At 72.6% G+C, this 22,451-nt stretch carries 22 protein-coding genes and 1 pseudogene; 13 read left to right on the forward strand and 10 right to left on the reverse strand.

What is annotated here, in order from left to right; translation table 11 throughout:
- Positions 1–26 precede the first annotated feature (26 nt).
- The 7 genes from LN251_RS31215 to LN251_RS31245 all read left to right on the forward strand — a co-directional run bounded on the left by LN251_RS31215 (position 27) and on the right by LN251_RS31245 (position 8,440).
- Positions 27–926, forward strand: coding sequence for an STAS domain-containing protein (locus LN251_RS31215; protein ID WP_458247505.1), 900 nt, complete (start codon positions 27–29; stop codon positions 924–926).
- A complete protein-coding gene (locus tag LN251_RS31220; protein ID WP_458247506.1) occupies positions 923–1,342 on the forward strand; it encodes an STAS domain-containing protein in 420 nt (139 codons plus the stop codon). The genes LN251_RS31215 and LN251_RS31220 overlap by 4 nt, the downstream gene beginning before the upstream one ends.
- Complete coding sequence (locus LN251_RS31225; RefSeq protein ID WP_458247507.1) at positions 1,342–1,782, forward strand: anti-sigma regulatory factor; 441 nt, start codon at positions 1,342–1,344, stop codon at positions 1,780–1,782. The genes LN251_RS31220 and LN251_RS31225 overlap by 1 nt, the downstream gene beginning before the upstream one ends.
- Positions 1,782–2,837, forward strand: coding sequence for a SpoIIE family protein phosphatase (locus tag LN251_RS31230; protein WP_458247508.1), 1,056 nt, complete (start codon positions 1,782–1,784; stop codon positions 2,835–2,837). The genes LN251_RS31225 and LN251_RS31230 overlap by 1 nt, the downstream gene beginning before the upstream one ends.
- On the forward strand, positions 2,834–4,546 hold the full coding sequence (locus LN251_RS31235; protein WP_458247509.1) for a PP2C family protein-serine/threonine phosphatase: 1,713 nt from the start codon (positions 2,834–2,836) through the stop codon (positions 4,544–4,546). Before LN251_RS31230 ends, LN251_RS31235 begins: the two co-directional genes overlap by 4 nt.
- A 209-nt stretch (positions 4,547–4,755) precedes the next feature.
- Positions 4,756–6,120 carry an NAD(P)/FAD-dependent oxidoreductase gene (locus LN251_RS31240; RefSeq protein WP_458247510.1) on the forward strand — a complete coding sequence of 455 codons (1,365 nt, stop codon included), beginning with the start codon at positions 4,756–4,758 and terminating at the stop codon, positions 6,118–6,120.
- A gap of 79 nt (positions 6,121–6,199) precedes the next feature.
- Complete coding sequence (locus tag LN251_RS31245) at positions 6,200–8,440, forward strand: FUSC family protein (protein ID WP_458247511.1); 2,241 nt, start codon at positions 6,200–6,202, stop codon at positions 8,438–8,440.
- Positions 8,441–8,447: 7 nt separating this feature from the next.
- Here LN251_RS31245 and LN251_RS31250 read toward each other — a convergent pair whose 3' ends face one another.
- The 5 genes from LN251_RS31250 to LN251_RS31270 all read right to left on the reverse strand — a co-directional run bounded on the left by LN251_RS31250 (position 8,448) and on the right by LN251_RS31270 (position 11,771).
- The gene (locus tag LN251_RS31250) at positions 8,448–8,879 is read right to left on the reverse strand and encodes a hypothetical protein (protein ID WP_058927338.1); all 432 of its coding nucleotides are present in this window, start codon (positions 8,877–8,879) and stop codon (positions 8,448–8,450) included.
- A gap of 28 nt (positions 8,880–8,907) precedes the next feature.
- Complete coding sequence (locus tag LN251_RS31255) at positions 8,908–9,747, reverse strand: DUF1206 domain-containing protein (RefSeq protein ID WP_458247512.1); 840 nt, start codon at positions 9,745–9,747, stop codon at positions 8,908–8,910.
- A 244-nt stretch (positions 9,748–9,991) separates the two neighbouring features.
- Positions 9,992–10,252, reverse strand: a complete 261-nt coding sequence (locus LN251_RS31260) for a DUF5133 domain-containing protein (RefSeq protein ID WP_458247513.1) — start codon at positions 10,250–10,252, stop codon at positions 9,992–9,994.
- 29 nt (positions 10,253–10,281) lie between these two features.
- Positions 10,282–11,136: a SigB/SigF/SigG family RNA polymerase sigma factor gene (locus tag LN251_RS31265; protein WP_458247514.1), complete on the reverse strand. Its 855-nt coding sequence runs from the start codon at positions 11,134–11,136 to the stop codon at positions 10,282–10,284.
- Between the two features lie 191 nt (positions 11,137–11,327).
- Positions 11,328–11,771, reverse strand: coding sequence for an ATP-binding protein (locus LN251_RS31270; protein WP_458247515.1), 444 nt, complete (start codon positions 11,769–11,771; stop codon positions 11,328–11,330).
- Between the two features lie 229 nt (positions 11,772–12,000).
- Between LN251_RS31270 and LN251_RS31275 the strand changes: the two genes are divergently transcribed.
- The 3 genes from LN251_RS31275 (at position 12,001) to LN251_RS31285 (ending at position 14,492) form a co-directional block, all read left to right on the forward strand.
- Positions 12,001–12,222 carry a hypothetical protein gene (locus tag LN251_RS31275; RefSeq protein ID WP_458247516.1) on the forward strand — a complete coding sequence of 74 codons (222 nt, stop codon included), beginning with the start codon at positions 12,001–12,003 and terminating at the stop codon, positions 12,220–12,222.
- 58 nt (positions 12,223–12,280) lie between these two features.
- On the forward strand, positions 12,281–13,768 hold the full coding sequence (locus tag LN251_RS31280; RefSeq protein ID WP_458247517.1) for an aminotransferase class I/II-fold pyridoxal phosphate-dependent enzyme: 1,488 nt from the start codon (positions 12,281–12,283) through the stop codon (positions 13,766–13,768).
- A 268-nt stretch (positions 13,769–14,036) separates the two neighbouring features.
- Positions 14,037–14,492, forward strand: coding sequence for a cyclic nucleotide-binding domain-containing protein (locus LN251_RS31285; RefSeq protein ID WP_058927331.1), 456 nt, complete (start codon positions 14,037–14,039; stop codon positions 14,490–14,492).
- A gap of 4 nt (positions 14,493–14,496) precedes the next feature.
- On the opposite strand, the gene LN251_RS31290 is transcribed toward LN251_RS31285, so the two are convergent.
- Both LN251_RS31290 and LN251_RS31295 read right to left on the reverse strand, forming a co-directional pair.
- Positions 14,497–15,795, reverse strand: a complete 1,299-nt coding sequence (locus tag LN251_RS31290; protein WP_458247518.1) for an MFS transporter — start codon at positions 15,793–15,795, stop codon at positions 14,497–14,499.
- A gap of 97 nt (positions 15,796–15,892) precedes the next feature.
- On the reverse strand, positions 15,893–16,507 hold the full coding sequence (locus LN251_RS31295) for a LysE/ArgO family amino acid transporter (protein WP_458247519.1): 615 nt from the start codon (positions 16,505–16,507) through the stop codon (positions 15,893–15,895).
- Positions 16,508–16,573: 66 nt separating this feature from the next.
- Between LN251_RS31295 and LN251_RS31300 the strand changes: the two genes are divergently transcribed.
- On the forward strand, positions 16,574–17,482 hold the full coding sequence (locus LN251_RS31300; protein ID WP_458247520.1) for a LysR family transcriptional regulator ArgP: 909 nt from the start codon (positions 16,574–16,576) through the stop codon (positions 17,480–17,482).
- Here the strand turns inward: LN251_RS31300 and LN251_RS31305 are convergent.
- A complete protein-coding gene (locus LN251_RS31305; RefSeq protein ID WP_458247521.1) occupies positions 17,448–18,191 on the reverse strand; it encodes a TetR/AcrR family transcriptional regulator in 744 nt (247 codons plus the stop codon). The genes LN251_RS31300 and LN251_RS31305 overlap by 35 nt on opposite strands.
- Positions 18,192–18,311: 120 nt before the next feature.
- On the opposite strand from LN251_RS31305, the gene LN251_RS31310 reads away from it, so the two are divergent.
- Together LN251_RS31310 and LN251_RS31315 are read left to right on the forward strand one after the other, a co-directional pair.
- The gene (locus tag LN251_RS31310) at positions 18,312–19,526 is read left to right on the forward strand and encodes a saccharopine dehydrogenase C-terminal domain-containing protein (RefSeq protein WP_458247522.1); all 1,215 of its coding nucleotides are present in this window, start codon (positions 18,312–18,314) and stop codon (positions 19,524–19,526) included.
- 111 nt (positions 19,527–19,637) lie between these two features.
- Complete coding sequence (locus LN251_RS31315) at positions 19,638–19,892, forward strand: WhiB family transcriptional regulator (protein ID WP_458247523.1); 255 nt, start codon at positions 19,638–19,640, stop codon at positions 19,890–19,892.
- 12 nt (positions 19,893–19,904) lie between these two features.
- Here the strand turns inward: LN251_RS31315 and LN251_RS31320 are convergent.
- Together LN251_RS31320 and LN251_RS31325 are read right to left on the reverse strand one after the other, a co-directional pair.
- Positions 19,905–21,729 (reverse strand): annotated as a pseudogene (locus LN251_RS31320) (HAMP domain-containing sensor histidine kinase).
- Positions 21,726–22,433 carry a response regulator transcription factor gene (locus LN251_RS31325; RefSeq protein ID WP_403954251.1) on the reverse strand — a complete coding sequence of 236 codons (708 nt, stop codon included), beginning with the start codon at positions 22,431–22,433 and terminating at the stop codon, positions 21,726–21,728. Before LN251_RS31325 ends, LN251_RS31320 begins: the two are co-directional and overlap by 4 nt.
- Positions 22,434–22,451 lie beyond the last annotated feature (18 nt).

Genomic DNA, 22,451 nt, shown 5'->3' on the forward strand with positions numbered 1-22,451 from the left:
GGACGACTCGGAAGAGGAGAGAGCAGGTGCCGGAACACCAAGCGGCGGTAAGTCAGGGAACGTCGGCTCGGCAGGTCGCGGGGTTCCTGTACCGCCACAGCGAGCGCATCGCCCAGCGCTGGGCCGACGAACCCCTGTTCCGCAGCGTGTTCACGGTCTCGCGGGACGAGGCCGTGGAGGCTGCCAGGGCGGTCGCCGAAGCCCTGGCCCGGGTGGCCGAGTCGGAGCGCGTGCACGACGCGGACGCCACCGGCTTCATCGACGTACGCGAGCAACTGGCGCGCATGGCCGCCGCGCGTTCGCGTGCCGGGGCCTCCATGGCGCAGGTGTCGGGCGAGGTGGAGGCCTTGCGTCCACCCGTGGCGGGTCTGCTCGTCGAGGAGTGCGCGGACCTGCCGGCCGACGAGGTCCGGGAGTACGCGACCGCGCTGACCGTTCTGATGGGGACGCTGCGCCTCGTCGTCCTGGACACGGCGCTGTCCGAGGGGCAGGCGCTCATCGAGCGGCAGCAGCTCCAGCTCCTGGAGGTGGCGACCCCGGTGATCAGGCTGTGGGACGGCGTCGTGGCCGTCCCCCTGATCGGGACGCTCGACAGCGCGCGCAGCCAGGTGGTGATGGAGACCCTGCTGGAGGCCATCGTCGACCAGCACGCGCGGTTCGCCATCCTCGACATCACCGGTGTGCCGACGGTGGACTCGCTGGTGGCCCAGCACCTGATGAAGACGGTGGCGGCGGCCCGTCTGATGGGTGCGGAGTGCGTGGTGTCGGGCATCCGCCCGGCGATCGCCCAGACCATCGTCCATCTCGGTCTGGATCTCGGCACGGTGGTCACCCGGGCCAGCCTCGCCGACGCGCTGGCGTACGCGCTGCACGAGCTGGGCGTGGGCATCGTCGCACCGGCGTCCGGCAGTGCGGGGGCGCGATGACCGACCGACTCCAGCACGGCGTCACGAGCCATGTGCCGGTGCTCCGCCTGGGCGAGATCCTCCTGGTCACCCTCCAGGGCGACCTGCACGACAGCGACGCGCAGCAGCTCCAGCAGGACATCTGCGAGGCCGTCGCCAACAGCGGCGTGACCGGAGTGGTGATCGACATCTCCGGCGTGGAGATCGTCGACTCCTTCCTCGGCCGGGTGCTGGCCGAGATCGCGGCCAACGCCTCGCTGCTGGCCGCCCGGACGGTGGTGGCGGGCATGCGGCCGGCGGTCGCGATCACCCTGGTGGAGCTGGGCCTGACCCTGCCGGGGCTGCGCACGGCCCTCACCACGGAGGCCGCCATGGAACTGCTGACGCACCACGACCCGGCGGCCGGCCGCGGCAGGTTGTCCCAGGAGCACGGTTGATGCCCTCTTCCACGGCCGTCGAGGCGAGCCTGCCGATCCAGTCGGAGATGGATCTGGCCTGGGTGCGCCAGCATGTACGACAGGCCGCCGCTCAGCTCGGCTTCGGTCTGGTGGCGCAGACCAAGCTGGTCACCGCCGCCAGCGAACTGGCCCGCAACACGCTCGTGCACGGCGGGGGCGGCCGCATGGAATCGGCGGCGGTCACGCGCGGACAGGCGCACGGCCTCCGGCTGGTCTTCTCCGACGAAGGGCCCGGCATCACCGACCTGGACCGGGCGCTGACCGACGGCTACACCTCCGGCGGCGGACTGGGCATGGGGCTGGGCGGCGCGCGGCGCCTGGTGCACGAGTTCGCCGTCGACAGCACACCCGGCTCGGGCACGAAGGTCACGGTCGTCTGCTGGGTCACTCCTCCGCCCCGTCCCTACGGAGGGCTGTGATGCCACGCGTGTGGGACGTTCCGGTCCACGACTCCACCCGGCTGCGCGACGCCCGGCTCGCCGTGGAGGAGGCCGCGGTCGCGGCCGGACTCGACGAAGGCCGGACGGCGGCCGCCGCACTGGTGGCCACCGAGCTGGCCACCAACCTGCTCAAGCACGCCGACGGAGGACGCCTGCTCATCGACGTCGTCCCTCCCCCGGCACCGGTGGAGGGCGGCGACCGGACCCGGTTCGTCCAGATCTCGGCACTGGACCACGGCCCCGGCATCGCCGACGTTCCGGCCGCCCTCGACGACGGCTTCACGACGGCCCGTTCGCTGGGCGCGGGGCTGGGCACCTGCCGGCGCCTCGCCGATGCCTTCGCCGTGCACAGCACGCCCGGCCGGGGCACGGTGGCGCTGGCCCGCGTCGGTACCGGCGCAGCCGCCGCCGCGCCTACGGCGTGCGGGATGCGGGCCGGTGGGGTGAACCTCCCCTACGCCGGGGCCGCGTACTCCGGCGACGCCTGGACATCGGTCGGATCCGGTGACCGAGTGACGCTGATGCTCGCCGACGGCCTCGGGCACGGCCCCCAGGCCGCCCACGCCTCCACCGCGGCGGTCGAGGCGCTGCGGCAGTCGGCCCACCTGCCTCCGGCGGAGTCGCTGGGCCGGCTGGACACCGCCCTGCGCGGCACCCGGGGCGCGGCCGTGGCCGTCGCCCAGGTCGACACCGCCGCCGGGACACTCCGCTTCGCCGGGCTCGGGAACGCGAGCGCGTGGCTGTGGGAGGACGGCGCCTGGCACTGCCTGCTGTCCCGCCCCGGCATCGTCGGCGTCCACCGGCCCCGGACCCTCACCGACCAGCTACGGCGCTGGGGCGGGGACCGGGTGCTGCTCCTGCACAGCGACGGTCTCCCCGGCCGGCGCACGCCGCCGTCCGCGCCGGACTTGCTGTCGGCCGACCCGGCCGTCATGGCCGCGGTCATCCTCCGCGACAGCGGAAGCGCCGCCCGGCCGCCCCGTGACGACACCACCGTGGCCGTCCTGTCACCGGCACCGCGGGAGGGCCGATGAAGCGCACCTGGCGGATCGACACCGTCACCGACGCGGCCCGGGCCCGTATCGCCACCGCTCGCCTGGCCTCGGCGTACGGCCTGACGCCGCTCGAACGCACCCGTCTGACGACGGCGCTCAGCGCGCGGCTGCGGCAGTGCCTGGCCAAAGGCGGCTCCTGGCGGCTCACCCTGCACGTCGGCGCCGCCCGCGCCGAGCAGGCGCGGCTGCACGTCACGCTCACCTCCTCGGATCCCGCCGAGCATCCGCCGTGGCGGACGGCCGTCCCCTGCGCCGCGCAGCCGGTCGCCGACGACGTGGCCGCGGCCGGGTCCCCGGCGGATCTGGCCGAATCCCTGATGGGCGCCGACGAGGACACGGCACTGTTGCTCGACAAGCTCACCGAGCAGGAGCAACTGGTCGCCTTCCACCGGGAGGAACTGCACCAGACCAACCAGGGTGTGCTGGCTCTGCACGCGGAGCTCGACGCCGCCGGGCAGGCCCAGCAGAAGGCCTTCGCCGCCGAGCGCAGGGCCCGCCAGGAGGCCGAGAGCGCCCGCCGGCGACTGACCTTCCTGGCCGACGCCAGCGCCGCGCTGGCCTCCTCCCTCAACCACGACGAGGTCGTGCGCCGCCTTCCGCAGCTGCTCGTGCCGGAGTACGCCCGCAGCGTCGAGGTCTGGCTCTTCGACGGCGACGACGACCGGCACCCTCCGGGGCCCCGCCCCGCCGTCGCGGTCCTCGCGGCCCGCACCGGGCGGCCCCAGTACGCCGCCCGCGAGCCGGGGCACCTGCCGGGCGTCGACGACCAGCCGCCCTCGGCCCTCGACCCCGAACGGCCCCTGCTGTGCCTGCCGTTGCCGACCCGGCGGGCGCCGCTGGGCGTGCTGACCCTGACACCGCCCGGCGACCGCTGGGAGCCGGACGACGCGGTCATGCTCATCGAGTTCGCCCGGCGCGCCAGCATCGCGATCGACAACGCCCGGCGCTTCGAGCGCAACCGCGACATCGCCGAGACGCTCCAGCGGGCCCTGCTCACGGACCTGCCCGCCACACCCGGCCTGAACCTGGCCGCCCGCTATCTGCCCGCCACCCACGGGCTGAACATCGGCGGCGACTGGTACGACGCCTTCCCCCAGCCCGACGGCTCCCTGATCGCCGTCATAGGGGACGTCACCGGGCACGGACTGCACGCGGCCGTGATGATGAGCCAACTGCGCACCGCGCTGCGGGCGTACGCGGTGGACGGCGGCAGCCCCGGCACCCTGCTGACCCGGCTGCACACCTTCCTACACCATCTCCAGCCCGACCTGTACGCCACCGCCGTCATCGCCCGTTTCCAGCCCGGGCGGCCCACCCTCACCTGGGCCGCCGCAGGACACCCGCCGCCGCTGCTGCGCACCCCCGACGGGCAGGTGCACACCCTGGACGCCAAACCCGGCGCCATGCTGGGCATCCCGCTGCACCAGCGGATCGACGACCACACCGTGGACCTTCCACCCGGGTCGACGCTGGCCCTCTACACGGACGGGCTGGTCGAGCGCCGTGCGGCGGGGATCGATCCGGGCATAGCGCGCCTGGCGACGTCGCTCGGCGGTTTCCGGCCCGGCGAACTCGAACGGGATCTGGACGGCTCCGCCGACCGCATCCTCGATCCCCTGCTCGTCGACTCCGAACGCGACGACGACGTGTGCCTGCTGCTGTGCCACACCACTGAGGGCTTCGTCTAGGCGCGGTCCGGCCATTTCCTTCACCTTTCACCCGGTGCGTTTCGGCCTCCGGAGGGGCAGGGTTGTCCCGACGCGTTCGTCTGCCTGCCGCGCCCGGCTGGCGGTACGGCTCAGGGCACGGTGGGATCGATGTGGTGCAAGCAGAGATCCAGGGCAGGCGAAGGGCGTTGGAAGTGACCGCCCGGAGCCGCAGAGAGGGATGAAGAACCGTGACACGACCCAGGATCCTGGTGGTCGGCGCAGGTTTCGCCGGTGTGGAGTGCGTCCGCCGTCTGGAACGCAAGCTCGCGCCCGACGAGGCCGACGTCACCTTGGTGACGCCCTTCGCCTACCAGCTCTATCTGCCTCTGCTCCCCCAGGTCGCCTCCGGGGTGCTGACGCCCCAGTCGATCGCCGTCTCCCTGCGCCGCAGCAAGCGGTACCGCACCCGGATCATCCCGGGCGGGGCGATCGGCGTCGACCTGAAGGCGAAGGTGTGCGTCATCCGCACCATCACCGACCAGATCGTCAACGAGCCGTACGACTACATCGTGCTGGCGCCCGGAAGCATCACCCGCACCTTCGACATCCCGGGGCTTACGGACAACGCCTTCGGCATGAAGACCCTCGCCGAGGCGGCCTACATCCGCGACCACGTCATCTCGCAGCTGGACCTGGCCGACGCCAGCCAGGACCCGGCCGAGCGCGCCGCCCGGCTGCAGTTCGTGGTCGTCGGCGGCGGGTACGCCGGCACCGAGACCGCGGCCTGTCTGCAGAAGCTGACCCACGCGGCCGTCAAGCGCTATCCGCGCATCGACCCGTCCCTGATCAAGTGGCATCTGATCGACATCGCGCCGAAGCTGATGCCCGAGCTGGGCGACAAGCTGGGCCGCAGCGCCCAGAAGATCCTGGCCCGGCGCGGCATCGATGTGTCCCTGGGTGTCTCCATCGCGAAGGCCGGTCCCGAGGAGGTCACCTTCACCGACGGCCGGGTGGTGCCGACGCGGACGTTGATCTGGACCGCGGGTGTCGTCGCGAGCCCGCTCATCGCCACGCTCGGCGCCGAAACGATGCGCGGGCGCCTCGTGGTCTCCGCGGAGATGACCCTGCCGGGCCAGGACGGGGTCTTCGCGCTCGGCGACTCCGCCGCGGTGCCCGACCTCGCCCAGGGCGACGACGCGATCTGCCCGCCCACCGCCCAGCACGCCATGCGGCAGGGCCCGCAGGTCGCCGACAACATCATCGCGACCCTGCGGGGCGGGCAGATGCAGCCGTACCACCACAAGGACCTCGGTCTCGTGGTCGATCTCGGCGGCACGGACGCCGTCGCCAAGCCGCTCGGCATCGAACTGCACGGTCTGCCCGCCCAGTTCGCGGCCCGCGGTTACCACTGGGCGGCGCTGCGCACCAATGTGGCGAAGGTCCGCGTGGCGACGAACTGGACGCTCAACGCCGTCGCGGGCGACGACTTCGTCCGCACCGGCTTCCAGGCCCGAAGGCCCGCCAAGCTCAAGGACTTCGAGTACACCGACGCCTATCTGAGCCCGGAGCAGGTGCGGGCCCAGGTCGAGGGGACGCGTGACGACCGGATCTGAGGGCGGGTGCCGGCCTTCCCGGCGAGCCGTGTCATGCTGGATACGGATCTTGATGTGAAGCGGGAGTGAGTACGGCGGCGTGAGGGCAGCGGTGGGGTCGGTCCGGGCGCGTCTGCGCGATCTCGTCGCTGCCAACGACCCGGGTCTGCTGCGCCTTGCCGCCGGCCTGCGGACGGTGGGGGCCATCGCCCTCACGCTCGCCGTGCTCGGCCTGCTGGGGACCGACGTACGCCATCTCGTGGCCGGCGCCATCGCGGCGATGGTCTCCACCTTCGCCATCCGGGAGAAGCAGCGGTCGCGGCAGGCCGTGACCCTGGCGCTGGGCCTTCCCGTGGCCCTGGCCTCACTGACGCTGGCGGCGGTCCTGAACTCCCGGGTGGGCGGCGACGTCGTCTTCGTCGCGCTGATCTTCTGCGCCGTCTACGCCCGCCGGTTCGGCGACCGCGGCACCGCGCTCGGGCTGATCGGCTTCCAGGTCTACTTCATGTCCCTGTTCGTCGGCGCCACCGTCTCCGCCCTGCCGCAGCTGTACGGGGTGGTCGCGGTGGCGTTCGCGAGCAGCGCCCTGGTGCGGTTCGCACTCGTGCCCGAGACACCCGCGGGCATCCTGGCACGGCTGCGCGAGGCCTTCCGGGCCCGGCTGGCACAGCTGGTCACCGCACAGCTGGAGCTCCTCGACGCCGGTCCCGAGGAGATCGACGGGGCCCTCGCCCACGTCCGTGACGGGACCGCGCGGCTGCACGAGACGGCCATGATGATCCAGGGCCGGCTGGAGGACGGCACCGAGGACGAGGCCGTGGCCCGGCTGGTGCAGCGGCGCGTCGCGGACGCCGAGATCGCCGCCGAGCGCCTGGGCCTGCTGCTGCTGACCGCGCGCAGTGCCGAGCGGGCGGACACCCTCACTCTGCATCTGCCCGGTGCGCCCGTGCCGGAGGGCGGCCATCTGCCGGTCCGGGAGGAGGCGACCGCCACACTGCGCCGGGACCTTCAGGCGCTGCGCATGCTGGTGCTGCGTCCCGTCTCGGCCGACACGGGAGCCGGCCTGGCGCAGGTGCGCAACCGGCTGCTGGGCTACCGGGACGAGGAGAACCTGCCGAAGGCCTCGCCCGCCGTGCAGGACGTCTTCCGCGGCGTCGGCGAGGCGGCGCGGGCGGTGCTGGGGCTGCGGATCGCGCTCGGCGGGGCGCGGGACGAGTCGGACGACTCGCCGTCGACGGCCCGCTCCCGTGAGGAGCTGGACGCCGAGGACGCGGCGATCGACGCCGGTGAGGAGGCCGCCGAGGCCCCCGCCACGGGGTGGCAACGGCCCACCACGCGGGCCGCCGTGCAGGTCGCGGTGGGCTCGTCCCTGGCGATCGTGGGCGGCGAGTTCCTGTCCGCGCAGCGCTGGTACTGGGCGGTGCTGACCTGCTGGATCGTGTTCATCAACACCGCCTCGACGGGCGAGATCCTGGTCAAGGGCTACCGGCGGCTGCTGGGCACGGTGCTCGGCGTCGTGGCCGGACTGCTCCTCGCGGGTCTCGTCGGCCATCACACCTGGACGGCGTTCGGGCTGGTGCTGCTGTGCGTGTTCGCGATGTTCTACACGGCACCGCTGTCGTACACGCTGATGTCGTTCTTCGTCACGGCGGCCCTCGGCGTGCTGTACACGCTGCTGCACACCTACAGCCTGTCGGTGCTGGTGCTGCGGGTGGAGGAGACGGCGCTCGGGGCGGCCTGCGGGATCATCGCCGCCGCGTTCGTGCTGCCGGTGAACACCGACCGCCGTACGAACGACTTGCTCGGAACGGTGCTGGACCGGCTCGCCGAGGTCACCGAGGCGGCGATCGACCAGCTCAGCGGCGGGCCGCCGCACGAACTGCTGGACCGGGCGCGTGATCTGGACCAGGCGCTGTCCGAACTGCGGGCGGCCACCCAGCCGCTGACGCATCCGGTCACGCCGCTGCGGACCCGGCGCAACACCGCCCGTTACGTCGTCGCCCTGCTGGAGACCTGCGCGTACCACGCGCGTTCCCTGGCCGCGATGGCCGAACTGCTGCCCACGCATCCCTCCATCGCGGCGGACCCGCGGCTGCGCCGGGCAGGGCAGCGCATCCTGGACAACATCGCGGCGATCGCCGCGCGTGCCGCGGACGAGCGGTCCCCGGCGCAGGTGGAGACGGGCGCGAGCATCGCCTCCCTGGTGGAGTCCGAACTGCCGGGCGTCTCGCGGTACGGGCGGATCACCGACCGGGTGCTCAGGCATCTTCAGCGGCTGGACGAGGCCGTGGTGGGCCTGGCCCGGCCGCTGAAGGTGCCCGTGGCGGCGCCCAGGCGGTGAGCGCCGCTCAGAAGTCGGTGGGCAGACCGCTGACCTCGGCGATGCCGCGCAGTTCCTCGTTCTGACGGTGCCGTTCCCGGATGAAGTCGGCTATCTCGCCGAGCCGTACCGGGTCCGCGGCGGTGTCCGCGTCGGTGACCACCCGGACGGGGCCGGTGTCCTCCAGCTGGATCTCCACGACCTCGTTGTCCAGCCTGCCGGTGACCGCCGCGGCGATGACCAGGGCGGCCTCGTCGCGGACCTCCTGGGGCAGGCCGTCGGCCTGGTCGCCGTCGAGCGCGAAGTCCAGCGCGGGCAGCTGCTCCTGGTCGATGGCCCGCAGGACGGGTTCGACCAGGTCGAGCAGTTGCAGATAGTCGTCCGTGTCCATCCGGTTGCGCAGGAGTCCGAGGTACATGTCGACGGGCCGGTGCTCGGGTGAGAACTCGGATTCGTTCATTTCGTGCGTGTGCCCCGTCTCGCCCGCGTCAGACCCGCTGCCAGCGGGCGAGTGCGAACGAGAACACTCCGAAGAGGACGAACCCCGCCGCGACGCAGACCAGCAGCCACGGCCCGAGCGGGGTGTGGGCGAAGGAGCGCAGGGTGTCGTCGAGCCCCTTGGCCCGGTCCGGGCGGTAGTCGACGGCCGCGCGCACGGCGAAGCCTCCGGCGACGGCGAAGACGAGCCCGCGGGCGGTGCCGCCGGCGACGCCGGTGATGTCGACCAGCCTGGTCGCCCAGCGGGGCATTCGGGCCTGCTTGAGCTTGCGCCGGTAGTCGCGCCGTATGGCTCGCACTCCTACCCATATGCCGGCCACCACGACGCCGGCCCCGGCCACGCCGACGATCCACTGGCCGCCGGGCCAGTGCAGGACCCGCGCGGTGATGTCGCGGGACCGCGAGTCGCTGGAACCGCTGCCGCTGCCGTGCGGGCCGGCCGCGAAGGACAGCACGGAGTAGGCGACGAACGAGTAGAAGACGCAGCGGCCCAGGGCGAGCAGCCGCTTGTGCGCCTTGCGTCCGTCGGCTCCCGCCGATCCGAAGACCGCCTCGGACAGCCGCCACAGGGCCATTCCGACGAGCCCGAGGCCCAGCGTCCACAGCAGGAACTTGCCGAACGGCTGCTGGGCCAGTTCGCCGACCGCTCCCCCGCGGTCGGCCTGCCGGTGTGTGTCGCCGAAGGCGATCTGCAAGGCGATCACCCCGACCAGCAGATAGATCACTCCTCGTGCGGTGAGCCCCGCCCGTGCGGCACCCTCCGTCATCGAACCCCGCGCCGCCCGCTCGGCCTCCATGCGGCCGGAGCGCGCCATGGCACTCGCGTTCATGTGCACCTCCCGTCGTCCGGATGCCCCGCCGCGGCGGGACCACGCCCGGTGCCGCTCGGGAGCCTGTCGTCCGGGGCGCGGACCCGGTGCTTCCGGGTCCAGGGCCGTGCGCCCGGGCCCCCGGACCGGTGACCGGCCCGGGAGCATCGCGCCCCTTCGTCTGTCCTCGTGCGGCCGCAGCCGCGCCCGTGTGCGTGCGAAACGCACACGGGCGCGGCTGCGGCCCGCTGTCCTCTCCGCCCGGTCAGGCGGTGGACGGTGTCACTCGGCCATGGGTGCGGCGGTCGGCCGGTGGCGGAGGTGTCAGGGACTCGGCGGCGAGGAGACGGTGGGCGGTCTCCAAAGCCCGTCTGACGTCACGCGTACCGGTCGTCACGCACAGCGTGTAGGCCAGGTCCTGCGCCCGTGGACTCGACCAGCCATTGCCGGTCTCGGCCTCCTCGGCCAGGAGTGCCTCGTACTCCTCCACGAGTTTGCGCAAAAGGGCGGGATGAGGGATCAGCATGGCTCTCGCTCCTTCTCGGTTCCGTGGGATCAGGCGGCGCTCGGCCCGCGTCCGCCGCCCTTGCGGCCGCCCTGGCCCATGGCTTCGGCGCGGACCCGGGCGCAGCTGCGGCTGATCAGGCGTGAGACGTGCATCTGGGAGATGCCGAGCTGGTCGGCGATCCGGCTTTGTGTCATGTCCTCGAAGAAGCGCATGTAGAGGATGGCGCGCTCGCGCTCGGGCAGGCGACGCAGGCTCTCCTTGGCGGACTCACGGTCGACCACGACGTCGTACGACGCGTCGGGGGCGCCCAGGGTGTCCGCCAGGCTGTAGCCGTCGTCGCCGGCGAGCTCGGCGTCCAGGGAAAGGGTGCTGAAGCTCTCCAGGGCTTCCAGGCCGCAGTTGATCTCGTCCTCGGTGAGCCCGGTGTGGGCGGCGAGGGCCGCGACGGTGGGTTCGGGGCTGCCCGGCGTCTGGGTGAGCTCGCGGCGGGCCACGCGGACCTTGTTGCGCAGTTCCTGGACGCGGCGGGGCACGCGCAGCGCCCACATCCGGTCCCGGAAGTGCCGCTTGACCTCGCCGGTGATGGTGGGCACGGCGTAGCTCTCGAAGGCTCCGCGCTCCGGGTCGAACCGGTCGATGGCCTTGACGAGCCCGAGGGCCGCGACCTGGCGCAGGTCCTCCACCGACTCGCCGCGGTCGCGGAAGCGGCCGGCGATGCGGTGGGCCATGGGGAGCCAGGCGGTGACCAGTTCGTCGCGTACGGCCTCCCGCTCGGGGCCGTCCTCCAGGACGGTCAGCCGGGCGAAGAGCTCCGCAGTGTCGGGGGCGTCGTCGTGGCGCCGCGCGGCGGCGCTCTGGGGAATCTGCGTGCCGGGACGGCTGGTCGACGTGTCGATGAGCATGCGGTTTCGCTCCTGAACGAGGGGTTCCAGGGACTTACCGCGGGAGGGTCGACACCCGGACCGGCCGAGGGCCCGGGGCGGTCATACCGCTCCCGCTGGGCGCCTCCGGTCCGAAGCACGAACCTCCGTCTGCCCTGCCATCGGAGGAACAAACTCCGCTGCTCGAAAAAATGTGGCAGGCACGGATCGGCTCAGGTCAGAGCGACCACCGCGGTGATGCACTTCCCGCCGGCCGGCAGCTCGGACACCCGCACGTCGCGGGCCAGCCGGCACACGATGGGCCAGCCGCGGCCGCCGGCCTGGAAGCGCCCGCGCGGGTCGACGGGCGGCCTGGCGACCGGTATCTCGTCGCTGCGGTCGCTGACCGACACGCACAGACAGGGTCCGGCGACGTCGACGTGGAAGTCCGTGACCCCGCCGCCGTGCAGGATCGCGTTGGTCGTGAGTTCCGAGGCGACGAGGACGGCGTCGCCGAGGGCCTGCGGGTCGCACTGCGTGTGCGTGGCGCGGCAGCGCTCGGCCACCGCCCGCTCGACGGCCCGGCGCGCCTCGGCCGGCCTGCACAGCCGCGTCGGCCCGGAGCCCTGAGCACCCGACGGTTCGTGGGCTGGTTCGGTCGTGTGCCTGTCGCACATCGCCTGGCTCCCTGTGGGCTGAGAGGACGGACTGCTGGATCTGTGAACGGCGCGACAGCGCCCGGCCGGTCCGCGTGGGTCGCAGCGGGTTCGCGCGCCATCGCGCCGGGCTTTCTCACGCTGCCGAAGCGGGTCTTTACTTCGGCTCACCTGCATACGGCCCGCCAAACCTCCCGGGCGGGGCGCGATGCGGGCCATGGCGCGACGCGAGCGGGGTACAGGGGATCCCATGACCGATGTCGTGGACTCAGACGAACTGCTGCGTCGCCTCCAGCGCGCCCGGGCCTGCGCGGAGCAGGAGGAGCGGGCGTGGCGGGACCGGCGGGAGGACCTCGGGGCCGCCGACGCGGACCCCGCCCGCGACGCCGTGGTGCGGGCGCTGGCGTACGAGACCGTGGTGCGGGTGCTGGACGAGATCCTCACTCCGGGTAAGCACGACGAGCCGAGCTGACGGGGCTCCTCCGGCGGCCCGTCGATTGGCACCTGCGGCCGAGGGAACCCGGGTGCGCATGACAGTTGATCACCACCGAGCACCCGTACTGGAAGCCCTGGTCGACTACCACCGGCAAGGACAGCTCGCGTTCTCGCCCCCCGGCCACAAACAGGCGCGGGGAGCGGACCGCTCGGTGCGCGAGGCACTCGGTGACGCGGTGTTCCTCGGGGACCTGCTGGCCTCGGGCGGGCTGGACGACCGCCTCACCCGCGGACAGGTGCTGGAGCGTGCCGAGCACCTGCTGGCCGACGCCGTGCACGCGGACCACACGTTCTTCACCACCTGCGGCAGCTCGCTGTCGGTCAAGGCGGCGATGCTGGCCGTCGCCGGTCCGCACGAGAAGCTGCTGATCGGGCGGGACGCCCACAAGTCGGTTGTGTCGGGGCTGATCCTGTCCGGTGTCGAGCCGGTCTGGGTGGAGCCCCGGTGGGACGCCGAGCGGCGCATCGCGCATCCGCCGTCCGCCGCGAGCTACGAGAAGGCCTTCGAGATCCACCCCGACGCCAAGGGCGCCCTGGTCACCAGCCCGACGCCGTACGGCGCCTGCGCCGATCTGGAGGCGATCGCCGAGATCTGCCACCGTCGCTCCGTGCCCGTGGTCGTGGACGAGGCCTGGGGAGCACACCTGCCCTTCCATCCGGCCCTGCCGTCCTGGGCCATGGACGCGGGCGCCGACATCTGTGTGACCAGCATCCACAAGATGGGCAGCGGCCTGGAGCAGGGGTCCGTCTTCCATCTGCAGGGCGATCTGGTTCCGCCACAGGTCCTGAAAATGCGTTCGGACCTGCTCGGCACCACCAGTCCGTCGGTCCTGCTGTACGCCGGGATGGACGGCTGGCGGCGGCAGATGGTCCTGCACGGCCGGGCGCTCATGGGCGGGGCGCTGGAACTCGCGGCCGAGGTCCGCGCCGCCGTCGAGGAGATCGACGGCATGCACGTCAACGACCGTGACGACTTCTGCGGGCAGGGCCTCTCCGACGACTTCGACCCGCTGCCCTGCGTCATCGACCTGACAGGGCTGGGGATCACCGGCTTCCAGGCGGCCGACTGGCTGCGTGAGCACCGGCAGGTGGACATGCACCTGAACGACCACCGCCGCATCGGCGCCCAGATCACCCATGCCGACGACCGGGACACCACGGCACAGCTGCTCGCCGCGCTCAAGGACCTCGCGCAGGCCGCGCCCGACCTGCCACGCGCCCCGCGCGTGGAGGTGCCGGAACCGGCCGAGCTCCGGCTGGCGCAGGCCGTGCTGCCCCGGGACGCGTTCTTCGGCCCGACGGAGGACGTGCCCGTCTCGGCCGCCGCGGGGCGGGTGACGGCGGAGATGATCACGCCGTATCCCCCGGGCATCCCGGCGATCCTGCCGGGCGAACGGCTCACCGAGCCCGTCGTGCGCTATCTGACGACCGGCCTGAAGGCGGGGATGAACCTGCCCGACGCGAGCGACCCCGAGCTGAAGACGATCCGGGTCGTGGCGGCCGCCGCGGATCCCGGCGAGTGAAACCGGTCACTCGACCCGGTTTCCGCTACGCGAACCCCTCCTCAATGGTTTACCGTTCATGCATACGTGGTGCCGGAGTGGACCGTACCGTCCTCCGCCATCACCGCTGACGGCCCTGGCTGGCCTCCCCCGTCCAGCCAGGGCTTTTTCATGCCCTCGGGCGGATCGGCGCGAAAAGCCGCCGTCCGCCGAGGTGCTCTCGCCGCCCCGAGCGGCTGAAATGGGCAGAGGCAGACACCGGACCCCGGCCGGCGAGGAGCCCCGCCCCATGACCAAAGCCATCAAACTGCTGACCGCCCTTCCCCCGCCCCAACGCGGGCGCCTGATGGCACTCGCCAAGGAGGTGTCCTTCCCCGAGGACACACGGATCTTCGAGGCCGGGGGCCGGGCCGACCGGTTCTGGGTCATCCGCTCGGGCGCGGTCTCGCTCGACCAGCGGGTCAACTCCCTGCACCGGGTGACCGTGGCCAGTCTGGGCTCCGGCGACCTGCTCGGCTGGTCGTGGCTGTTCCCGCCGCACGAGTGGGACTTCGGCGCCGAGGCGTTCAGCCCCGTGCGCGCCTACGAGTTCGACGCGGCCGAGGTGCTGCGGCTGTGCGAGGAGGATCCGCAGCTGGGGATCGTGCTGGTGCGCAGCGTGGCCGAGATCCTGGCGCACCGGCTGGAGATGACACGCGGCAAGCTCATGGAGCAGTACACCTCGCAGCGGCGCCGCGCCCTGTAGCGCCTCACACGCGGTAGCGGCGCAGCGCCGGCACCGCGGCGGCCAGGGCCAGCATCACCGCGACGACCAGCAGGCCTCCGCCGGCCACGGCCGCGCGCGGGCCGAAGGCCGAACCCGCGGTGCCGTGCAGGACGTCGGCCAGCCGCGGGCCGCCGGCCACGACCACCGTGAACACCCCCTGCATGCGGCCGCGCATCTCGTCGGTGGCGGCGGACAGCAGGATCGCGCCGCGGAAGACCATCGAGACCATGTCCGCGACGCCGGCCACGGCGAGACAGACGGCCGCGATCCACAGGTTGCCGCTCAGCCCGAAGCCGGTGATCGCCAGGCCCCAGGCGACGACAGCGCCGATGACCATCACGCCGTGCCGGCGGACGCGGGAGAAGGTGCCGGAGAACAGCCCGCCGAGCACGGCGCCGATGGGGATCGACGCGAACAGCAGGCCGAGGGCGAATCCCTCGCCGTAGGAGCCGTAGGTCTCGGCGGCCAGCTGGGGGAAGAGGGCGCGAGGCATGCCGAAGACCATCGCGATGATGTCGGCGAGAAAGGACAGCAGCAGCACCTTGTGCAGGGAGAGGTAGCGGAAGCCCTCCGCGATCGCGCGCACGCCGGCGCGCCGGGTCGTGGCGCCCGCGAGCGGCGGCAGCGACGGCAGCCGGTAGACCGCCCACACGGTGACGCACAGCGCGAGCGCGTCGATGAGGTACAGCTCCGGCAGGCCGATGACGGGGATCAGGACGCCGGCGAGCAGCGGGCCGACGACCTGGCCGGTCTGCATGACGGTCGAGCCGAGCGCGTTGGCGGCGGGCAACTGCCCCTCGGGCACGAGCCGGGCGATGGAGGCGTTGCGGGCGGGGGCGTTGAGTCCCCAGAAGGCCTGCTGCATCGCCAGCAGCGCCATCAGCACGACCACCGATTCCAGCCCGGTGACGGCCTGGAGCCAGAACAGCAGCGAGGTGACGGCGATACCGGTGTTGGTGATCAGCAGCAGCTTGCGGCGGTCCATGCTGTCGGCGACGGCGCCGCCCCACAGCGCGAACACGATCAGCGGGAGCAGACCGGCGAGGCTCGCGGCGCCGACCCACGCCGAGGAGTGGGTGATGTCGTAGATCTGCTTGGGCACGGCGACCGCGGTGAGCTGGCTGCCGACCGCGGTGACGATCGTGGAGGACCACAGCCTGCGGTAGGCGGGGATGCGCAGCGGGCGGGTGTCCATGGCCCAGCGGCGCCAGCCGCGCCGGGGCGGGTCGACCGCGACCGGGTCCGGAGTCTGCGGTTCGGTGCTGCTCTCGCTGGTGTCCACGGGCTTCCTGGTTGCTCGCTACATCTATCGGGTGCAGGGTTCACTATCGCAGCACCGGACGGGAGTTCGGGACACACGGTCGCGAGCGCGCGGACGGTCAGGCCCTGACGACGAGCATGCCTCCGATGCCGATCATCGTCGCGGCGACGAGTGCGTCCAGGACCCGCCAGGCCGAGGGTTTGGCCAGCACCCGTGAGAGCAGTCGGCCGCCGAAGCCGAGCGCCGCGAACCAGCAGACACTGGCGAGCGCGGCGCCGAGCCCGAAGGTCCAGCGCAGCGCGCCGCGGTCGGCGGCGATCGAGCCGAGCAGGAACACGGTGTCGAGGTAGACGTGCGGGTTGAGCCAGGTCAGCGCCAGGCAGGTGAGCACCGCACGCCTGCGCGACCCCGTCGCCTCCCCCTCGGTCCGCAAGGCGCCCTGCGGCCTGATCACCCGGCGGGCGGCGAGCGCGCCGTAGCAGAGCAGGAAGGCGCCGCCGATCCAGCCGACCGCGGTCAGCGCCTGCGGATACGCCACCACGACGGCGCCGACGCCCCCCACGCCCAGGGCGATGAGGACGGCGTCGGACAGCGCGCAGATGCCCACCACGGCGAGGACGGCGTCACGGCGGATGCCCTGTCTGAGGACGAAGGCGTTCTGGGCGCCGATGGCCACGATGAGCGAGAGGCCGGTACCGAATCCCGCGGCCGCGGCGTTGAGTGCGCTGGTCATGACGTCGACGTTAGGGAAACGATCTACTGGCGTACAGCTAAGGATTCTTACGTATCATTAGCAGCCATGAAGACGGAGCTGACCGAGCTTCCCCTCGACCAGGTGCGCACGCTGCTGGCGGTGGTGGACGAGGGCACCTTCGACGCGGCCGCCTCGGCGCTGCACGTGACGCCGTCGGCGGTCAGCCAGCGAGTCAAGGCACTGGAGCAGCGCACCGGACGCGTGCTGCTGATGCGCACCAAACCGGTGCGGCCGACGGAGTCGGGCGAGGTCGTGGTGCGGTTCGCCCGGCAGCTGGCCCGGCTGGAGCGTGACGCCCGGGCCGAGCTGGGCATGAACGAGGCGGGCGAGCCGACCCGGGTGTCGATCGCCGTGAACGCCGACTCCCTGGCCACCTGGCTGCTGCCGGCGCTCACCCGGGTACGGCACGAGCCGCCGCTCTGCTTCGAGCTGCGCCGCGAGGACGAGACGCGCACCGCGTCCCTGCTGCGCGAGGGGCTGGTGATGGCGGCGGTCACCTCCTCCCCCGAGGCGGTCACCGGATGTTCGGTGCGCGCCCTCGGCCGGATGCGCTATCTGCCCGTGGCCCGGCCGGACTTCGCCCGCGAACACCTCGACGGCCCGCTGCGGGACGTGCTCGCCGTCGCGCCCACGGTGGCCTTCGACCGCAGCGACGACCTGCAGGACGCCTTCGTCCGCCGGCTGCGGCGGGGCACGGGGAGGGCGAGCCGGGTCCGGCACTTCGTGCCCACCTCGGAGGGGTTCGCCGAGTCGGTGGCGGCGGGCCTGGGCTGGGGCCTGGTGCCCGAGGTGCAGGCCGAACCGCTGCTGCGCGCCGGACGCCTCGTGGACTTCGCGCCGGGACGCTGGCTCGACGTGCCCCTGTACTGGCAGCAGTGGAAACTCGACTCCCCCGCGCTGGCCACGGTGGCCGAGGCGGTCACTCGTGCGGCGGCGCAGGCACTGCGCGCGTGACCTCCGCCCGCAGCGCCTCCAGCCGCGCGGCGGCACTGTCCAGCAGCATCTCAAGGGCCGTCGGATAGGCGCTGTCGACCATCCGCGCGCTCAGCAGCGGGGCGGCCTCGGCGATCCGGGGATGGGTCGTGGCGGGCAGGCGGGCATAGGTGGAGCGCCACATGTTCTCGTCGGCGCGCAGCGCGGCGCTCGGCAAAGTCAGGGAGGCGGCGTCGAGGGCGGCGAAGGCCAGGGTCTGGTCGATGAAGGCGTGGTAGACGCGCACGGTGTCGGCGAGCGGGAAGCCCGCGGTGCGCAGGATGTCCAGCACGGTCTCGTCGGCGGCCAGTTCGTTGGCCCGGCCGGTGACCCGGCTGGTGGTCAGCACGGCCGCCTGCGGGTGGGCGACGTAGACGGCGTGGATGCGCAGGCCGACGGCGCGCAGGTCCGGCCGCCACCGCCCCGTCGGCCGCCACCCGTCGAGGGCCTGCCCGATGAGGGCGTCGCCGATGGCGAGCGTGAGGTCGTCCATGCCGCGGAAGTACCGGTAGAGCGTGCTCGGGTCGGCATCCAGGGCCAGCCCCAGGCGGCGGGCCGTCAGGCCCGCGCTGCCGTGCTCGCGCAGCATCCGCAGCGCCGTCTCCACGATCAGCCGCTCCGACAGAACGGTGCCGCTCTTCGTGGGCCGCCGCCTGCGCCGCTTCTCCTCGGGCACCACGGCCTTCGGCATCGCCGCTCCCCTTCACTCCCCGGTCTTATGCCAACGCCATTGACCTTACGTGAGGGCCGGGCGTTGTATCTGCGGCGGGGCCCCTCCTTCTTCGACCCCGATCGACAGGGAGTGCTTGTCATGCGTGTACTGCTCGTGGGCGCCGGCGGCGTCGGCACCGCCATCACCCGGATCGCGGCCCGCCGCCGCTTCTTCGACGCGATGGTCGTGGCCGACTTCGACCCGGCGCGCGCCGAGGCGGCCGTGGCCGCGGTCGGCGACGACCGGTTCGCCGCGGCCCAGGTCGACGCGAGCGACGAGGCGGCGGTGACCGGGCTGCTGCGCCGGCACGGCTGTGACGTGCTGCTCAACGCCACCGACCCGCGGTTCGTGATGCCGCTGTTCCGGGCGGCCCGCGCCGCCGACGCCACGTATGTCGACATGGCGATGTCGCTGTCCCACCCGCACCCCGAGCAGCCGTACGCCGAGTGCGGGGTCAAGCTCGGCGACGACCAGTTCGCGCTGGCCGGGGAGTGGGAGAAGGCGGGCGCGCTGGCCCTGGTGGGCATGGGCGTGGAGCCCGGACTGTCCGACGTCTTCGCGCGCTACGCCGCCGACGAACTCTTCGACGAGATCGAGGAGATCGGGGTCCGCGACGGCGCGAACCTCACGGTCGACGGCTACGGCTTCGCCCCGTCGTTCAGCATCTGGACCACGATCGAGGAGTGCCTCAACCCGCCGGTCGTCTACGAGGCCGGGCGCGGCTGGTTCACCACGGAGCCGTTCAGCGAGCCGGAGGTCTTCGACTTCCCCGAGGGCATCGGCCCCGTCGAGTGCGTGAACGTGGAGCACGAGGAGGTGCTGCTGGTCCCGCGCTGGGTCGACGCCGGCCGCGTGACCTTCAAGTACGGCCTGGGCAAGGAGTTCATCGACACGCTCAGGACGCTGCACCTGCTGGGCCTGGACAGCACCGCGCCAGTGACCGTGCCGAGCCCGGCCGGACCGGTGGCGGTCTCGCCCCGGGACGTCGTCGCCGCGTGCCTGCCGGACCCGGCGACGCTCGGCGAGCGGATGCACGGCAAGACCTGCGCGGGCACCTGGGTCCGGGGCACCAAGGACGGGGCGCCGCGCGAGGTGTACATCTACCACGTGGTCGACAACCAGTGGTCCATGAAGGAGTACGGCAGCCAGGCCGTCGTCTGGCAGACGGCCGTGAACCCGGTCGTCGCCCTCGAACTCCTCGCCGGCGGCGCCTGGTCGGGCTCCGGCGTCCTCGGTCCGGAGGCGTTCCCGGCCCGCCCGTTCCTGGATCTGCTCACGGCCTACGGCTCGCCGTGGGGCATCCGGGAGCAATGAACACCGTTTCTCTGCAACTTCCTTCGTTTCACATGCGCATCGACAGGTGACCCGAAAGCGAGTAAGCCATTCGCGAGGGCACGATGACTTTCGATCGCAGGTGACTTTTTCATGGACTACTGGCGAGACCAGGCCGCGTGCCGTAACGAGGACCCCGAGCTGTTCTTCCCGATCGGCACCTCCGGCCCCGCGTTGATGCAGACCACACAGGCCAAGGCGGTGTGCGCCCGCTGCCCGGTGCAGGAGCAGTGCCTGGAGTGGGCGCTGGAGCACGGTGAGATCCTGGGTGTGTGGGGCGGCACCGGCGAGAACGAACGGCGCGCCCTGCAGCGCAGGCGTCGGCGGACGGCCGCGCGCAACGGCTGACCAGGGGCGCGATCAGCGTCCGGCCATACCGGTACCCGGCAGGCGGAGGGTGAACGTCGCTCCCCTGCCGGGTTCGCTCTGCGCCGTGGCCGTTCCGCCGTGCGCGGCGATCAGGTGGCGGACAATCGGCAGACCGAGGCCGCTGCCTCCGGTGCGTCTGCTCCGCGACTTCTCCGCGCGCCAGAACCGCTCGAACACATGCGGCAGATCCTCGGCGGCGATACCGCTGCCGGTGTCCGTGACGGTGAAGACGGCGTCGTCGCCGTCGCGGCGGGCGGCCACCCTGACCGTGCCGCCCGCCGGGGTGTGCCGCAGGGCGTTGGACACCAGGTTGCCGAGCACCTGCCGCATGCGCACCGGGTCGGCGTCCAGCCACGGATCGCCGTCCACGTCGGTGCGCACCTCGACGTCCGCGGTGACGGCCGCGACGCGGTGGGCGGCGACGACCTGGTCGAGGAGTTCCGCGGCGCGCACCGGCTCCCGGTGCAGGCGCAGGGTGCCCGCGTCGGCGGCGGCGAGGTCCTGCAGATCGTCGATGATGCGCTGGAGCACCAGCGACTCCTCGTGCAGGGAGCCGAGCAGGGCGGGATCGGGGTCGACGACGCCGTCCCGGGTGACCTCCAGCCAGCCGCGGATGTTGGTGAGCGGGCTGCGCAGTTCGTGCGCGATGTCGCTGACCATGGCCTTGCGCTGTTCCTCCAGGCGTTCCCGGCGCTCGGTGAGGTCGTTGAAGGCCTCCGCCAGGATGCCGGTCTCGTCCCGGGTCGTCACCGGGACCCGCACATGCAGCTCCGGGGGCTGCTGGGCGGCCGCCGTGAGCGCTCGCAGCGGGCGCACCAGCCGGGTGGCGACGACGGCCGTGACCGCGACGGTGACGGCGAGGACCAGACCGACGACACCGACGATCTTGGCCTTGTTGGCCGGGGACATGTCGAAGCGGGGCGGGGCCGTCTCGTCGCCGCCCAGGTACAGGTCGGCCACGGGGGCGACGTAGGGGTCGAGTTGGGCGCGCAGGGCGTCGTCGGTACAGGCCCTGTGCGGTCTTCAGGTCCGTCGTGTCGCCCGCCTTGGCGTACTTGCCGATGACGTAGCGGCTCAGCGGGTCCCTGCCGGTCGCGTTGATGAACAGGTACAGCCGTGAGCCCTTTCCCCAGCCGTGTGCGCGCAGACAGGCGAGGGAGGCGTCGCTCAGCGCGTCCAGGGCCTTGCGCTCGGTCCGCACGGGTGTGTTCAGAGCGTAGCCGCACTCGTCGGGCAGGGTCTGGGAGGCGTCCTTGCCGTCCTGGTCGAGCAGCACCGCCCGGCCGCTGGGGATGTGCACGAGCTTGGTGTCGATGCCGTACCGGGTGAAGCAGAGGCGGAGTTTGCGGGTCGTCGCGTCCAGTTCGGCGCGTTCGCGGGCCGTGAGCCGGTACGGTCCCACGGCCCGCGGGTCGACGCCCCTGAGCTGTGCGCCGGTCTGGGTGTAGGTGTCGGTGTGCAGGGGGTCGACGGTGGCGGCGGCGCCGAGCGGCAGTGCGGTGCCCTTGCGCGCTGAGTCGGCGATGGGGGCGCGGTCGGTGGTGGTCAGGGCGATGCGCCGCCCCGTGCGGGTGGCGAGGCGGTCGACGAGGGGCTGCACGCCTTTCCACTGCGGATGGGTGGCCGCGTACCCGCTGAGCTCGGCCAGGATCTTCATGTCGTCGGCGAGGTCCTGGCCCTGTTCCTCGCGCAGGGCGCGTGTGGTGGTTTCCACCGCCAGCCAGGTCGTGGCCGCCACCGAGCAGACCGCGATGAGGGCGGAGGCTGACAGCAGCCGCACCAGCAGGCGTTTGCGCAGCGGTATGCGGCGCTTCACGGCCGACCGCCGCTGAGCTTGTAGCCCACCCCGAACACCGTCAGCAGCCGGACCGGCCGGCGCGGGTCGGCCTCGATCTTCTTGCGCAGGTTCATGATGTGCACGTCGACGGCGCGTTCGGTGGAGGACCGGTCGAAGCCGCGGGTGGCCTGCAGCAACTGCCGCCGGGTGAAGACCCGTTCCGGCTCGCCGGCCATGGCCAGCAGGATCTGGAACTCGGCCGGGGTGCACTCCACCGGCTCGCCGTCGCAGCGCACCTCGTGCCGCTCCGGGTCGACGGCGAGCCCGGCCGCGCGGATCACGGGATCCTCGCGCACGCTCGCCGAGCGCCCGCTGCGCCGCAGCACCGTGCGGATCCGGGCCATCAGCTCGCGCGGACTGTAGGGCTTGGTCATGTAGTCGTCCGCACCCAGTTCCAGGCCGAGCAGGACGTCGTCCTCCTCGGAGCGCGCGGTCAGCATCAGCACCGGGATGCCGTCGCCGTCGGGGTCCGATCCGCGCAGCACCCGGCACACGCCGAAGCCGTCGACCACGGGCAGCATCAGGTCGAGGACGACGAGGTCGGGTCTCAGCCGCCGGGCGGCGTCCAGCGCCGCCGCACCGTCGTGCACGACGGTGGCCGTGTGTCCCTCGGCCAGCAGGGAGCGGCGGATGAGTTCGGCCTGCATCTCATCGTCCTCGGCGACCAGCACATGTGCGCACACGCGGCGGAATCCTAGGCG

It is taken from the genome of Streptomyces sp. MAI_2237 (assembly GCF_054189285.1).